Source organism: Mesorhizobium sp. M6A.T.Ce.TU.002.03.1.1 (genome assembly GCF_003997275.1).
Lineage (GTDB): Bacteria > Pseudomonadota > Alphaproteobacteria > Rhizobiales > Rhizobiaceae > Mesorhizobium > Mesorhizobium mediterraneum.
In genome coordinates this window covers 42,687-57,440 of record NZ_RZTI01000010.1, presented here as the reverse complement: position 1 = coordinate 57,440, position 14,754 = coordinate 42,687, and the positions used below count along the sequence as shown (strand labels likewise).

The 14,754-nt window shown below is 62.9% G+C and carries 16 protein-coding genes; 2 read left to right on the top strand and 14 right to left on the bottom strand.

Annotation, left to right across the window (positions count from 1 at the left end; translation table 11 throughout):
* A partial coding sequence (locus EOC93_RS34600) for an AMP-binding protein (RefSeq protein WP_245461371.1) occupies positions 1 to 1,004 on the bottom strand: 1,004 nt, incomplete at its 3' end.
* A gap of 145 nt (positions 1,005 to 1,149) precedes the next feature.
* Here EOC93_RS34600 and EOC93_RS05325 point away from each other — a divergent pair.
* The gene (locus EOC93_RS05325) at positions 1,150 to 1,941 is read left to right on the top strand and encodes a DUF2259 domain-containing protein (RefSeq protein ID WP_127204060.1); all 792 of its coding nucleotides are present in this window, start codon (positions 1,150 to 1,152) and stop codon (positions 1,939 to 1,941) included.
* A gap of 391 nt (positions 1,942 to 2,332) precedes the next feature.
* Here the strand turns inward: EOC93_RS05325 and dhaK are convergent, their stop codons facing one another.
* From dhaK to EOC93_RS05260, 13 genes are all read right to left on the bottom strand, one after another.
* On the bottom strand, positions 2,333 to 3,319 hold the full coding sequence (gene dhaK, locus EOC93_RS05320; RefSeq protein ID WP_095484300.1) for a dihydroxyacetone kinase subunit DhaK: 987 nt from the start codon (positions 3,317 to 3,319) through the stop codon (positions 2,333 to 2,335).
* Between the two features lie 34 nt (positions 3,320 to 3,353).
* Positions 3,354 to 3,779, bottom strand: coding sequence for a hypothetical protein (locus tag EOC93_RS05315; protein WP_095484299.1), 426 nt, complete (start codon positions 3,777 to 3,779; stop codon positions 3,354 to 3,356).
* 8 nt (positions 3,780 to 3,787) lie between these two features.
* Positions 3,788 to 5,374, bottom strand: coding sequence for a phosphoenolpyruvate--protein phosphotransferase (ptsP, locus tag EOC93_RS05310; protein ID WP_095484298.1), 1,587 nt, complete (start codon positions 5,372 to 5,374; stop codon positions 3,788 to 3,790).
* The gene (locus EOC93_RS05305) at positions 5,358 to 5,660 is read right to left on the bottom strand and encodes an HPr family phosphocarrier protein (RefSeq protein ID WP_095485040.1); all 303 of its coding nucleotides are present in this window, start codon (positions 5,658 to 5,660) and stop codon (positions 5,358 to 5,360) included. Before EOC93_RS05305 ends, ptsP begins: the two co-directional genes overlap by 17 nt.
* Before the next feature lie 21 nt (positions 5,661 to 5,681).
* Positions 5,682 to 6,071, bottom strand: coding sequence for a dihydroxyacetone kinase phosphoryl donor subunit DhaM (gene dhaM, locus EOC93_RS05300; protein WP_027032790.1), 390 nt, complete (start codon positions 6,069 to 6,071; stop codon positions 5,682 to 5,684).
* A complete protein-coding gene (gene dhaL / locus EOC93_RS05295) occupies positions 6,068 to 6,670 on the bottom strand; it encodes a dihydroxyacetone kinase subunit DhaL (protein WP_095485039.1) in 603 nt (200 codons plus the stop codon). Before dhaL ends, dhaM begins: the two co-directional genes overlap by 4 nt.
* 29 nt (positions 6,671 to 6,699) lie before the next feature.
* Positions 6,700 to 7,719, bottom strand: coding sequence for an ABC transporter ATP-binding protein (locus EOC93_RS05290; protein ID WP_095484297.1), 1,020 nt, complete (start codon positions 7,717 to 7,719; stop codon positions 6,700 to 6,702).
* The gene (locus EOC93_RS05285; RefSeq protein ID WP_127204059.1) at positions 7,712 to 8,818 is read right to left on the bottom strand and encodes an ABC transporter ATP-binding protein; all 1,107 of its coding nucleotides are present in this window, start codon (positions 8,816 to 8,818) and stop codon (positions 7,712 to 7,714) included. The genes EOC93_RS05290 and EOC93_RS05285 overlap by 8 nt, the downstream gene beginning before the upstream one ends.
* A gap of 3 nt (positions 8,819 to 8,821) precedes the next feature.
* Positions 8,822 to 9,025, bottom strand: a complete 204-nt coding sequence (locus EOC93_RS05280; protein ID WP_127204058.1) for a hypothetical protein — start codon at positions 9,023 to 9,025, stop codon at positions 8,822 to 8,824.
* Between the two features lie 346 nt (positions 9,026 to 9,371).
* Complete coding sequence (locus EOC93_RS05275; protein ID WP_095484294.1) at positions 9,372 to 10,322, bottom strand: carbohydrate ABC transporter permease; 951 nt, start codon at positions 10,320 to 10,322, stop codon at positions 9,372 to 9,374.
* A complete protein-coding gene (locus EOC93_RS05270) occupies positions 10,319 to 11,266 on the bottom strand; it encodes a sugar ABC transporter permease (RefSeq protein ID WP_126107265.1) in 948 nt (315 codons plus the stop codon). The genes EOC93_RS05275 and EOC93_RS05270 overlap by 4 nt, the downstream gene beginning before the upstream one ends.
* Positions 11,267 to 11,497: 231 nt before the next feature.
* Positions 11,498 to 12,829 (bottom strand): extracellular solute-binding protein, encoded by a 1,332-nt coding sequence (locus tag EOC93_RS05265; RefSeq protein WP_095484293.1) that lies wholly within the window; start codon positions 12,827 to 12,829, stop codon positions 11,498 to 11,500.
* A gap of 242 nt (positions 12,830 to 13,071) precedes the next feature.
* Complete coding sequence (locus EOC93_RS05260; protein ID WP_095484292.1) at positions 13,072 to 13,761, bottom strand: PIG-L deacetylase family protein; 690 nt, start codon at positions 13,759 to 13,761, stop codon at positions 13,072 to 13,074.
* A 26-nt stretch (positions 13,762 to 13,787) separates the two neighbouring features.
* On the opposite strand from EOC93_RS05260, the gene EOC93_RS05255 reads away from it, so the two are divergent.
* A complete protein-coding gene (locus EOC93_RS05255; RefSeq protein ID WP_127204057.1) occupies positions 13,788 to 14,678 on the top strand; it encodes a DMT family transporter in 891 nt (296 codons plus the stop codon).
* Positions 14,679 to 14,754 lie beyond the last annotated feature (76 nt).

Sequence of the window (14,754 nt, the reverse complement as noted above, 5' to 3'; positions counted from 1 at the left end):
GCGACCACGCCATGCTCTGACATCACCCGCCAGTAGGTGCCGGCGTCGGGCGTGCCGACCGGCTTGCCCTCGAACATGACGGTCGTGCAGCCATGCAGCAGCGGGCCGTAGACGATATAGGAATGGCCGACCACCCAGCCGACGTCGGAAGCCGCCCAGAACACCTCTCCCGGCTTGACGCCGAACTCGTTCTCCATCGACCATTTCAGCGCAACCATGTGGCCGCCATTGTCGCGCACGATGCCCTTGGGCTGGCCGGTCGTTCCGGACGTGTAGATGATGTAGAGCGGGTCGGTGGCGAGCACCGGAACGCAGTCGACATTGGCGCCCGCGGCCCGCTCGCGGGCGACGGCGTCGGCATAGTCGATGTCATGGTTTTCCCTGAGCTCGCAGCGCAGCTGGTCGCGCTGCAGGATGAGGCAGGCGTCGGGCTTGTGCCGCGACGTCTCGATCGCCTTGTCGAGCAGCGGCTTGTAGGCGACGACGCGCCCAGGCTCCAGGCCGCAAGAGGCGGAGATGATCAGCTTCGGCTTGGCGTCGTCGATGCGCGTGGCGAGTTCGTGCGAGGCAAAGCCGCCGAAGACGACCGAATGCACGGCGCCGATCCGGGCGCAGGCAAGCATGGCGAAGGCCGCTTCCGGAACCATCGGCATGTAGATGATGACGCGATCGCCTTTCTGGACGCCGCGGTTCTTCAGCACCGAAGTCAGCGCGACCACCTCGCGCTTCAGTTCGGCATAGGTGAATTTCTTGATCGTGCCTGAAATCGCGCTGTCATGGATCAGCGCGATCTGATCGGCGCGGCCACCCGTCACGTGACGGTCAACGGCGTTGAAGCAGGTGTTGCAGGAGGCGCCGCCAAACCAGCGCCCGTAGACGCCGGCATTCGGATCGAACACGTTGTCGTAGGGTGAGAACCAGTCGATGGCTTTGGCCGCATCCGCCCAGAATTTCTCCGGATCGCGTTTCCAGCTGTCATAGACCTCGTGGTAGCGTGACGCCATCCAGCTTCCTCCCCAGGAATGTTTGCTGTCTTTGAAATAGCGTATGCTGTTTTTGCAAGCATGTGCAATTTCGTCTTTTGGCGACCTCGCCTTGGCCGCAAAACGCGGCATGATGGTCTAGGGTCATAATGGGGGGCAAGGCGCAATGAAGTCGCGATGCGAGGTTGCCGTGTTGGCGGCTGTGCTGTTGACGGTCGCTTCCGCCGCTCAGGCCGGCGATGCGGCGGCGAGGCGCATTATCGGCTTTTCGCCGGACGGCAACTATTTCGCCTTCGAGCAATACGGCACGCTCGATGCCGGTGTTTCGGATTCGGGCTGGTCGGAGATCGACATCATCGACACACGCACCGACGAGTTCGTCGGCGGCAAGCCCATCCGCATCGTCGATGAGACCGAGGATTCGACCCTGACGGTGGAGCAGGCGAGGGCACAGGCAGCCGCGCAGGCGGCACCTCTGCTCGCCCGATATGCCATCGCGCCGCGCGGCGAACGGACGGCCGTGGACAAATTCACCTTTCCCGACGACATGATCGGTTACCAAGACATTGCGCGCCTGGAGCAGGTTTCGCAGAAATGGCTTTCGCCGAGCTATGACGAGCTTGGCATCTCGACCATCCAGCTCGACCAGACCCTAGCCGGGAGCACGACGGATTGCTCGTCAAGTTTCGATGAGACGCAGCAAGGCGCCACGGCCGGCAAGGCGCTCGGTTTCCGCCTGACGCTGCAGGGACAGGATGGCAAGCCGTTCAAGCTGCTGCATGAGGACAAAGCCGTGCCCGGCTCGAGGAATTGTCCGACTTCCTACAGCCTGTCGGAATCCTATGCGTTCACCCCGGATGGCAAATCGGCAGTGCTAGCCGTGCTCGTGCAACGCTTCAGTCAGGGATTTGAAGGACGGGACCGCCGCTTTATCGCCGTGACCGGCGAGGTGCCTTGAAAGCCGCTCGCGCCCAGGCATCCTCGACGCCATCTCGACTGCCCTATTCGGATTGGTTCTAGAGCGGCAGCGCCGCGAGCACGAGTCCGACCCCGCCGGCGATCAGCAAAGCGGCGGCGAGCGCCTTTCGGTGACGTTCGAACCCCGTCGGAGCCCGATCCCAATTGTAACGCATGTTCCGCCTCCCAAAACCCGCCGGATTCCTTACCTTACCAAAGGTAAGGAAAGCAACATTGTGCCTAAATCCACCAAACTGGTCTGACAATGCTCGGCGTGGCGCATGACAGCGTTGTCACCGATTATTTTTGGGGGCGTCTTTGCAAAGTCCCGCTTCGCAGATCGAAGCGGGCTTGCTTTTTGATGGCAAGCGGCAGCGCCGTGTTTGGCCGCGCTACATCCCCCAGCGCAGTGCCGCCGTATGCACCGGTGCGTCCCACAAGGCGGTCGTCTCGTCGTCGAGCATGGTCAGCGTGATCGAGCAGCCGGCCATGTCGAGCGATGTCACATAGGACCCGACCAGCGAGCGGGTGACCGTCACACCGTTATTCTCGAAGATATTTCGGGCACTGTTGTACATCAGGTAAAGCTCCATCAGCGGCGTGCCGCCGAAGCCGTTGATGAAGAGCAGCGCCGGGCCTTTCGCCCGGTCGCCGAGATCGCCCAGGATCGCCAGGCAGATCTCCTCGGCGATGGCATCGGCGCTCTTCAGCGTGTCGCGGCGGCGGCCGGGCTCACCATGAATGCCGACGCCGAACTCCATCTCGCCGTCGCCGATATCGAAGGTCGGCTTGCCGGCCGCCGGCACGGTGCAACTGGTCAGCGCCACGCCCATAGAGCGCGTCGCGCCATTGACGCGTTCGCCAAGCGCCTTCAATGGTTTCAGCGCCATGCCTTGCTCGGCCGCGGCGCCGACGATCTTCTCGACCACCAGCGTGCCGGCGACGCCGCGCCGGCCGGTCGTGTAGGACGAGTTCTCGACGGCGACATCGTCATTGGTCACCATCTGCACGACGCCCTCCGACATTTCGGCGGCCATATCGAAATTCATCACATCGCCCTCGTAGTTCTTGACGATGAACAGACAGCCGGCGCCGGTGTTGACGGCCTCTACCGCGGCCAGCATCTGGTTCGGCGTCGGCGAGGTGAACACCTGGCCGGGGCAGGCGGCGTCCAGCATGCCATGCCCGACCAGCCCGCCATGCAGCGGCTCGTGGCCAGAGCCACCGCCGGAGATCAGCGCCACCTTGCCCGGCTTGAGCACCTTACGGCGGACGAATTTATGCTCGTCGCCAAGCACAAGGATGTCGGCATGGGCGGCGACGAAACCATCGAGGCTTTCGGTCAGCACCGTGTCGACCGAATTCAGAAATTTCTTCATGACCGTCCTCCCGAAATGGCCAGGCGCGGCGCGACTATGTCCCGCCCTTGCCGGCTATGCTGGTGATCTTCTGGATGAAATCGTTGACTGCCCGGTCGAGTGCTGCGTTCTGCTTGTCGTCACCGAAATCGGGAACGATCAGCGAGACATGCCGCGTCTTTCGCATGCCTGACGCCACCGACATTTTTCCCGGATGCGCCTGGTGGTAGGCAGCAAGAAAATGGTCGCGTTCGGCCGGGCTGAAATGGCAGACGGAGAAAATAGCCGGCAAATGTTTTGACGGGATCGGGATCGAATAGGCCGGGCTGGAAATCTGCGTGACGAAGCTGCGGTGCTTGCCGAGCGCGTCGGCGAGGCGCTGGCGCATGCCGGACGGGCGCTGGTCGATCACCTGCGACAGGATGGTCTTGTAAGCGCGGATCGCCTCTTCGGAGCCGGGTTCAGGTGTCTTGTCGGCCATGCCAGCGCCTAGATCGATACGTCCGCGATGGCCGCCTTGGCCATGGCGAGCTGGGCGGGAACCACGGAAAGGTCGCGCAGGCCGGCCTCAAGCAGCGCCGGGATCGACGCTGGATCGCCACCGGCGTCGCCGCACAGGCTGACCGGAATCTTTTGCGCGCGGCCGAAGGCGGCAACCGAGGCGATCAGCCGGAGCACGGCCGGATGCCGGACGGAATTCAGATGGGCGACGGAAGCATTGTCACGCGCCGCCGCCATCACATACTGGGTCAGGTCGTTCGAGCCGATCGAGAAGAAGGCGACGTTGGCAAACGCTTCCGGCGCGATCGCAACCGACGGCACCTCGACCATGATGCCGAGCGGCGGCATTTTTTGCGCGACGCCGCGCGCCACGAGACCAGCCTGTTCTTCCGTAAATAGCGCGACGGCACGTTCGTACTCGTCCGCCACGGCGATCATGGGGAACATCACCTTGAGATTGCCATGCACGGCGGCGCGCAACAGGGCCCGGATCTGCACGCGAAAGACCTCCGGTCGCGCCAGCGACAGCCTGATGCCGCGCAGGCCGAGAAACGGATTGCCCTCGTCCACGGTGAAGCCTGGCACCGGCTTGTCGCCGCCGGCATCGACGGTGCGGATGGTCACCGGCTTTTCGCCCGCCCATTCCAGCACCTTGCGGTAGGCGCAATATTGCGTCTCCTCGTCGGGCAGCGTCTTGCCGAACAGGAATTCGGTGCGCATCAGCCCGATGCCCTCACAGGTCGAGATATCGATGCCGTCGACATCGGATGGATCGGCGATGTTGACCTGCACGCGCACCGCTGTGCCGGCTTTTGTCACCGCCGGCCTCTCCAGATAGGTCTGTGCCTTGTCGCGACGGGCCGTGAACGACGACGAAGACCGGCGGAAAGCTTCGATCTCGGCCTTCGATGGCGAAAGCACGATGCCGCCATGCTCGGCGTCGAGCAGTGCGATGCCGGCAAGATGAGCCGGCGAAGCACCAAGCCCCACGATCATTGGCACGCCGCGCGAGCGCGCCAGCATGGCGACATGGCTGGCGGCACTGCCGGCTTTCAGCGCGATGCCGCCGCCGGAACTCCAGTTGGTTTCGAGAAAGCGCGTCGGAGCGATGTCCTCGCCATAGAAAATGGCTCCCGCCGGCGCAGCTGCCTCGCTGTCCTCGGTCAGCGCGCGCAGCACCTGGTCTCTGATGTCGCGCATGTCGGCCGCGCGTGCGCGGAAGTAATCCTGATCCGACGTTTCGTAGCCTGCGATCTCGGCATCCAGTGCCTGCCGCCATGCCGCATCGGCTGGCTGGCCGGCGGCAATCGCGGCAAAGGCCGGGCCGGTCAGCGCATCGTCCTCCAGCATGGCGATCTGGAATTCGAGAATGTCGGCTGCATCGCCTTCACTCGCTTCGATCAGCGCGGTGAGCCTGCCTGTCGCAATACCGATTGCCGTATCGAGCGCAGCCTTCTCTTCAGCAGCCGTTGCCTTGCCGGCATAGCGCGCGGCAACCGGGTCGAGGTTGAACAGCGGCCCCTCGGCATAGCCGGCCGAGGCCGAAATCCCCTTCAGCCTAAGCGGTTCGGGCATGGTCCACGCCCTCGTCGAAATCGCGCCGCACCAGCTCGGCCAGCGCGCCGACCGCCTCGCCGGCGCCGTCACCCCTCGCTCGGATATGCAGAACCGTCCCTTTCGGCGCCTTGGCCGCCATCACCTTGACGATGCTCTTGGCATCGAACCAAGGTCCGTTGGCGGCGAGCGCAACTTCGACATCGGCCGAAAATGTCTTGGCGAGCTTGGTGAACTTCACCGAAGGGCGCGCATGCAGGCCCACCTCGTGGGTGATCAGGACGGTGGCTTCTGCGGATGCGGACATTGAGTCAAAATTCCTGTTCATTCACGATGGCGATAATTCGTGTGCCGTCGCCACCACTTCCCTGAGCGAAGCGCCGCCGGAAGCTTCCGTCGCCGCCATCACCGCGCCCTCGACGATCGGCGCATTGCAGACGATGATCTTCTGCGCGCGCGGCTCGCCGATCATCTCGACCGCCATCTCGCTGTTGGTCTCGGCGCCGCCGAGATCGACAAGTATGGCGACACCCGCCTCCGACCAGGCCTTGTCGATGGCGCTCATGATCGCCTCGACATTGGTCCCCAGCCCGCCATGGCCGTTTCCGCCGCACCATGCAAGCGGCACTTCGTCGCCAACCATCTGGCGCACCATGTCCGCCGTGCCTTCGGCGACCAGCGGCGAGTGTGATACGATGACGATGCCGACATTGCTCATGCGTGCCCCTCGATGGTTTCGACAACGGCCCGCACCAGAAGCGCGACCGAGCGCCCGCCGGCATCCATATGGCCGATCGAGCGATCGCCGAGGAACGACGCGCGTCCGCGCAAGGCCTTCATCGGCACGGTGGCGTCGGCTGCCCTGTCGGCGGCGTCAGTGATTTCCGCCCCGGTCTTTCCCTGCAGCAGGGCGTCATGCACTGGCTGCAGCACGTCGAGCATGGTCTTTTGCCCGACTTGCGACTTGCCCCTCGCTGCCACCGCCTCGATTGCCTTGCCGAAAGCCGTAGCCAGATTGGCGCGATCCGGCTCTGCGGAAATCTCCTTGCCGAGCGCCATGAACAGCGTGCCGAACAGCGGTCCCGATGCCCCGCCCACCGTCATCACCAGCTTGGTGCCGATCGCCTTCAGCGCCTCCGGCAATGGCTTTGCAGCAAACCCCTCGGCCTCCGCCCGCACCGCCTCGAAGCCGCGCTTCATGTTCAGGCCATGGTCGCCATCGCCGATCGCCTGGTCGAGCGCGGTCAGTTCGTCCGCGTGGGCGGCAATCGTGTTGGCGGTGACGGATATCAGCGTCTTCAGGTCAACCTTGTCCATCGTCCCAGTCTTGTCCAGCGTCTCAGCGCTCATCGGTTTGCAATCCTGTTGCCGGCCTGGTCGAAGAACAGCGGCGCCCGGTAGCGGATAATCACCCTGTCGCCCTTTTCCAGTTGGATGTCGGGGTCGGTCAGCGTCACCAGCTTTCTGCTTCCCACCGTCACATGCAGGTGGTTCTGGTCGCCCAAATGTTCGACCCAGTTAACAACGCCGTCGGCGGGGCCATTCGATGCTTTGCCGATCGACAGATGTTCTGTACGCGCGCCGATCGTTTTGGTTCCCGCCGGCATGTCGCCATCCGGCAGCAGGCCGGTCGGCAACAGATTGATTGCCGGCTGGCCGAGCCTTGCGGCGACATGAAGGTTTGCCGGCTCGGAATAGATCGTCCGCGGCGTGCCGATCTGCACCAGCACGCCATCGGCGAGAATGCCGATGCGATCGGCCATCGTCATCGCCTCGATCTGGTCATGCGTGACATAAAGCATGGTGGCGCCGAGCTCGGCTTGGATGCGCTTCAGCTCGAGCCGGAGGTCGGCGCGCAGCTTGGCATCGAGCGACGACAGCGGCTCGTCCATCAGATAGATCGAGGGCTTGCGCACCAGGGCGCGCCCGATGGCGACGCGCTGCATCTCGCCGCCGGAAAGCTTGGTGGAGCGGTTGTTCAGCTTGTGGTGGATACGCACCATCTTGGCCACCTCTTCGACGCGGCGGCGCACCGCGTCCTCGCCCAGCCGCCGCGCAGGCGAGCGCAGCGGAAAGGCCAGATTGTCGTAGACCGACAGATGCGGATAAAGCGAATATTGCTGGAAGACGAAGGCGGTGTCGCGCTCGGCCGGCGAGAGTGCTGTTGCGTCGCGTCCGCCGATATGGATTGAGCCAGTATCCGGCCGTTCCAATCCGGCAATAAGCCGGAGCGTCGTCGTCTTGCCGGCCCCGGTCGGCCCGAGCAGCACGACGAATTCGCCATCGGTGACGTGCAGATCGAGAGCGTCCACCGCGATATGCTCGCCAAAGGCTTTGGTCACGCGTTGGATGTGCACGTCAGCCATGGCGGACCTCCGCGGTTGCGTCATGGATTGCGGTTCTCACCGCGCGGCCGGAGCCCTTTTCGAACAGCGACAGCCGTGCGCTGCTCAGCGCCAGGCCGACATGGTCGCCCGCATTGAGCCGGATTTCGGCCGGCACCCGCGCCTTGATGATGCCGCCGGATGTCTCCACCGCAACGATCTGCGTGGTGCCGAGATATTCGGTGCCATAGATGGCGCCGCGCAGCTTCGACGCGTCGTCGAAGCGGATGTGTTCCGGTCGGATGCCGAGCGCCATGTCGGCCGGCGCGATGTCCTCGCGCACCTCCGGCACCGCCACCTTGGCACCTTGCACCACTATCTCCCTGGCACCCTTTGAAAGCCCGCCGCCGAAGCCGAGAAAATTCATCGGCGGCGAGCCGATGAAATCGGCGACGAACATGGTAGCCGGCCGGTCGTAGATTTCGCGCGGGGTGCCGAACTGCTCGATGACGCCGTGGTTCATAACCGCGATCTTGTCGGCCATCGACATCGCTTCCATCTGGTCGTGCGTGACGTAGACCGTGGTGGCGCGGATGCGGTTGTGCAGTTCGCGCAGCTCATGGACCATGAGATCGCGGAATTCGGTGTCGAGCGTGCCGAGCGGCTCGTCCATCAGGAAGCATTTTGGCCGCCGCACGATGGCGCGGCCGAGCGCGACGCGCTGGCGATCACCGCCGGCAAGGCCGGAGACCGATTTGTTGAGCAGATGGTCGATGCGCAACAGCTTCGCCGTCTCTTCGACGCGCTGGCGGATTTCGATGCCGGGCATGCCTTGCGCCAGCAACGGGAAGCCGATGTTCTTACGCACATTCATGTGCGGATAGAGCGCGAACAGCTGAAAGACGAAGGCGATGTCGCGCTCGCGGGCACGTCGCATGGTGACGTCCTCGCCGCCGAGCAGGATCTTGCCGCCGGTCGGCAGTTCGAGCCCGGCAATCATGCGCAACGTCGTCGTCTTGCCGCAACCCGACGGCCCCAGCATGACGAAGAACTCGCCATTCCCGACGACGAAGTTGGAATCCTGCACGGCGACGAAATCGCCGAATGCCTTCCTCAGATGCTCAACGCGGATTTCAGCCATCGTCTACTCCGGAAACTTAGAGACGATGATGAACATCGCCGTGCCGGCCAGCATGGTGACGAAGGAGTACGTGTAGAGCGACAGCGCGAAGGGCTGAAACAGCATCAGGAAGCCGATGGCGATGAGCACCGTCGCGATGTTCTCCATCAGGCCGCGGCGGAGCGTGCGCGGCCACGACGATTTTCTGGAAACGGCAGGGCGCGTCATGCGGTTCTCCCTTCCTTCACCCCGTTCACGGGGCGACGCGGTTGCCAGGTGGTTCCCCCACTCCGTCGCTGCTTCGCAGCGCCACCTCTCCCCCCTCCGGAGGGAGAGGAAGGGAGTCTGGCTGAATTAAGTTCGCGCCCTTCCTCTACCCCGTCGATCGGGGGAGAGGTGTCGAGCGAAGCTCGACGGAGTGGGGGTCGACCTGGCGCGGCGGAAGAAGATGCATGTGCCTGCTTGTCATGCACGCTATCGCTAAACGTTAAGCGTTCGCAAATGTGTCGATCCCGTAGCCGTGGACGAGGAGAAGGGAAACGGTGGCACCGTCGGTTTCTTATTCCCACATCAATCATTTGCGCACCGCGCCGAAGGTGATGCCACGCAGCAATTGCTTGCGAAGCAGGATGGTGAACACCAGGATCGGCACCAGGAAGATCGTCGTGCCTGCAGCGACCGCCGGCCAGTCCTGGCCGCCTTCGCCAATGATGGTCGGGATGAAGGGCGGCGCGGTCTGCGCCGTGCCCGAAGTCAGCAGAGCGGCGAACGCATATTCGTTCCAGGCGAAGATCAGGCAGAAGATGGCGGTCGCGGCGATGCCGGTGGTCGCCTGCGGCAGCACGGTGCGCCAGAAGGCCTGCAGCCGCGTATAACCGTCGATCATCGCCGCTTCTTCGTATTCGCGCGGAATCTCGTCGATGAAGCCTTTCAGCAGCCACACGGCAAGCGACACATTGACCGCCGTATAGAGCAGGATCATGCCGAGCGCGGTGTCCGACAGGCCAAGCTCGCGATACATCAGATATATGGGAATGGCGACCGCGATCGGCGGCATCATCCGCGTCGACAGGATGAAGAACAGAAGGTCGTCGGCCAGCGGCACCTTGAAGCGCGAGAAGCCATAGGCCGACAACGTGCCGAGGAACACCGCGCAAAAAGTCGAGCCGAAGGCGATGATCAGCGAATTGACGAAGCGCGGCATGAAGTTGGACGGGCCGGCGATCACCATGTTGCGCTTGCGCGTGGTCTCGTCGCAGAAGCCGGTCGCCGGTCCAAGCGAGTTGATGTATTCCGGCGTCTGCCTTGTGCGCGTCGTGAACAGATTGCAGTAGCCTTCGAGGCTAGGCTGGAACAGGATCTTCGGCGGATACGCAATCGAATCCGGCGGCGTCTTGAAGCTGGTGGCGAAGATCCACAGCAGCGGCACGATCGAGATCAGCGCGTAAAGCACGATGATCGTGCCGGCGACGCGCTTCGACGTGGCCGAGGGTGCGACGACCGAATGGGCTGACGTCAGGCTCATCTCTGCTTCACCTTGTTGAGCGCCTTGACGTAGATATTGGCCAGCCCGAACACCGCGACGAACAGGATGATGGCGAAGGCCGAGGAGTAGCCCGTCCGCCAGCTTTCGAAGGCCTGCCGCTTCAGCGTGATCGAGGCGACTTCGGTGGTCGAGCCGGGTCCGCCGCCGGTGAGCAGGTTGACCATGTCGAACATCTTGAAGTTCTCGATGCCGCGGAACAGCACCGCCAGCATGATGAAGGGCAGCGCCATCGGCAGCGTGATCGACCAGAACTGCCGCCAGTTGGAGGCACGGTCGACCTCGGCCGCCTCATAGATATATTCGGGGATCGAGCGCAGCCCGGCGAGACAGATCAGCATCACGTACGGCGTCCACATCCAGGTGTCGACGATGACGATCGACCACGGTGCCAGCGAGACGTTGGAGAGCATGCCGATCTCCGTTGCCGGAATGCCGGTGACGAACGAGACGGCATAGGCGAACAGGCCGATCTGCGGCTCGTAGAGGAAGCGCCAGAAATTGCCGACCACTGCGGGCGACAGCATCATCGGCACCAGAATGATGGTCGTCCAGAAGGCGTGGCCGCGAAACTTCCGGTCGATCAGCCAGGCCAGCGTGAACCCGATCAGCGTCTGCAGCAGGATGGTCCAGAACACGAAATGCGCCGTCGTCTGCATGGCGATCCAGATATCCTGGTCGCCGAGGATGCGCTTGTAGTTGGCAAGGCCGACGTTTTTCACCACCTCGTTGGGGCGATTGGCGCGGTAATTGGTGAAGGAAAGATAGATCGCCCAGAACAGCGGAAAGATGTTGATGGCGAGCAGCAAAAGGATCGTCGGCGAGATGAACAGCCAGGCGAGGCCCTTGTCGCTGATGCCCCGGACCTTGCGGGCCAACGGCTCAGGCGTGGCCCGGGCAACGCTGTCCGCAGTCCGATTGAGCATGGTCAGTCCCGCTTCGGTCACTTTAAGTCGTCTCGACATTGGAATTTATCTGAACTGTGTCCCGTGCCAAGGGCGGCACGGGACCAGAGCATGATGCCGAAAAGTGTTAAGCGGTTTTCGGACGACGTCATGCTCACTCGCTCTTGGTCCGGGGCCGGATGATTTCGGGTCTCCGACCCGAAATCATCCGGCCCTGGGGTCGTGGCTCGGGAGGAGCCGGTCTCTCGCCGATTACATCTTGCCGTCGTCCTGGAAGACCTCGGTCCAGTCCTTGACCAGGCCGTCGAGCGCGTCCTTCGCCGAACCCTGGCCGGCCACGACATAGTCGTGGAAGCGCTTCTGCGACGCCTGCAGCAGCGGCGCATAGCTCGGCTCAGCCCAGAAGTCCTTCACGATGGCCATCGAGTCGAGGAAGGTCTGCGCATAAGGCTGGCTGGCCGGAAAGCTCGGGTCTTTCACGACCGCGTTGAGGCAGGAATAGCCGCCGAGCGACCACCATTTGGCCTGCACGTCCTTGTTGGCGAACCACTTGATGTATTTGAGCGCGGCTTCCTGCTTGTCGGAATAGGAAACCACCGAGATGCCCTGGCCGCCGAGCTGGGCGAACTGGTCGCCGTCGGGACCTTTGGGATTGGCGAAATAGCCAATCTTGTCGCCGCCGACATTCTCGTCCTTCTGCAGGCCTGGCCAGGTAAAGGCGAAGTTCATGTGCATCGCCACTTGGCCGGATTTGAAGGCATCGACGCCTTCGCCCATGTAGCTGTTCGAAGCCCCGGGAGGCGTGCAGCAGTCGTAGAGCGCCTTGTAGAACTCCAGACCCTTCACCGATTTCTCGGAGTTGACGAAGCCGTCCATCTCGTAGGGCTTGTCGGGGTTCTCGTATTTGAAGCCGAAGCTGTAGAGCACGTCCATGGCGCCCATGGTGATGCCTTCGGAGCCGCGCTCGGTATAGATCGACGCGCCGTACACGGTCTTGCCGTCGATCTCGCGCTTCTGGAAGAACTCGGCGATCTGCTTCAGCTGGTCGAAGGTCGTCGGCGCGGCGAGATCCCAGCCGTATTTCTCCTTGAATTCCTTCTGCAGTTCCGGCTTGGAGAACCAGTCCTTGCGATAGGTCCAGCCGACGACATCGCCCATGGCCGGCAGTGCCCAGTAGTTCGGCGTGTTCTTCGGCCATTCCGAATAGCCGACGACCGTGGCCGGCACGAAGTCGTCCATGCTGATCTTCTCCTTGTCGAAGAAGTCGTTCAGCTTGACGTAATGGCCGTTCTCGGCGGAGCCGCCGATCCACTGGCTATCGCCGATGATCAGGTCGCACAGCTTGCCCTTGGAATTCAGTTCGTTGAGAAACCGATCGGCATAGTTGGTCCACGGCACGAACTCGAATTTCATGCCGATGCCGGATTCCTTGGTGAAATCCTTGGACAGTTCCACAAGAGCGTTCGCCGGGTCCCAGGCTGCCCAGCAAAGCGTCAGATCTTCCGCATGCGCGACGTTCGAAACGGCTGTCGACGCAAACATCGCCGAGGTCAGTCCCAACGTCAGTTTCAAGGTCGATTTCATGCCTTCCTCCCATTTGCGAAACGCGCCCGGATGACGGTTTCAAAAACCTCAACCCCCCTCCTCAGGGGCCTAAACACTATGACGGGTTGAGCGCCGGATGTTTAGTAATTTGTTTAGTGATGCAATTTTTACTAAACAAGGCAAGCGAATTCGTCGCTGCACCGCAGCATGGCGCGTCGGCTCCGGGCGCTGGTTCAGGAAAGGCGGCTTCTGTCGGGTTGTCTGGCGCGCCGGGTGCCGGCTTATTTGACCGTTTTGGTGCTCACTGTCACCGGCCGGATTGCTGGGGCCGGCGGCAGCAGAGCCCGTATGTCGGCGAACGGGAAGACCGGCTCGAAGCGAAAGGCTTCGGCGAAGGAACCGGCTGCGCCATTGCACTGGCCGGCGCGAAACGCGTTCTGCGTGCGCGCCGCATCGACGAAACGTTCGGGATCCTGCGACTGATGCGCCCGGATCGCCATCGCCTTGCGATCGAAATGCCCTGATATGTCGACATAATGCGTCGGCGAAAAACCGGTACCGCCGAGCGTATCGGCATGCAGCACCGGGACTGCGAAAGACGCCGCGATGCGCACGCCGTCCGACAGCGCGCGGTGGTCGCCATGATAGTCGTTCGGCGCATGGGTGATCGCCAGGTCCGGCTTCACGTCGCCGATCAGCGTCTTCAGTGCCGCGATCAGCGCGGCGTCGGCAACCAGCGCGCCGTCCGGAAAATCGAGGAAGTGCGGTGTTGCGCCAAGCAGGTCCGCCGCCACAGCCGCTTCCTCGCGGCGGGCGCGGGCGAGCGGTTCCGGATCGCCCTTCCCACCCTTGGCGCCGTCCGTGGCTATCGCAAAAACCAGTTCTGCGCCTTGCGCGGCATAGGCTGCCATCGTACCGAACATGAAAATCTCGATGTCGTCCGGATGCGCACCGAGCGCCAGTATCTTCACCCTGCTCTCCCTGGAACTGGAAACACGTGACGAACGGAATTCTGCTCGCCCTGATCGCCTATGCAAGCTATTCATTCAACGATGCCGTTGTCAAAAGCCTGGGTGGGCAGTTCACGGTGTTCGAGATCGGGTTCTTCTCGACATTGTTTGCCGGCTTCTTTCTTCTCTTCACCCGGCTGAACGGCGAACGCTGGCGCGATTTCTGGCGCACGAAGCGGCCTTGGGCGGTTCAGGCCCGCGCCTGGGCCGGCATCGCGTCCGGCGTGCTCAGCGTCTATGCCTTCACCACCATCCCGCTGGCGGAAGCCTATGCGCTGATTTTCCTGGCGCCGCTCTGCGTCACCATCCTTTCCACCCTCATCCTCAAGGAGAAGGTCGGCCCTTGGCGATGGCTGGCGGTGGTCGCCGGCTTTGCCGGCGTCATGCTGGTCGTGCGGCCGGGCTTTCGCGAGATGCATCTCGGTCACCTCGCTGCGTTCGGCGTTGCTTTCCTTGCCGCCGCCAGCATCATCCTGATGCGCTCGCTCGCGGCTGGGGAAAAGCGCACGACGATGCTCGGCGTGCTGATTGGCTACGGCCTGTTCTTCAACGGCATCGGTGCCGCGGCCACGTCATTCACGCTTCCGGACGCAAGGCAGCTGACCTGGTTGGTGCTGTCGGGTGCGTTCACGTCTTGCGGACAATTGCTTCAGCTTATGGCCGTGAAATACGCGCCAGCCAACCGGATCGCGCCGACGCATTATTCGCAGATCGTCTGGGCGGTCATCCTGGGCGCGCTGTTCTTCCAGGAATATCCCGATTTTCTGTCGCTTGTCGGTCTCGCCATCGTCGGTGGCTCCGGCCTTTTGACGATGGTGCGCGAGGAGGCGAGGTTGGGCACGGTGCGCTGGAACCCATTTTCGCGAACCCGGCTTTGAACTGGCCCGCTGCCGTCGGTTGCGCGGCGACCGCCACCGCTGATATGCCGACGCTGCGGACCTGCCGCGATTGGAT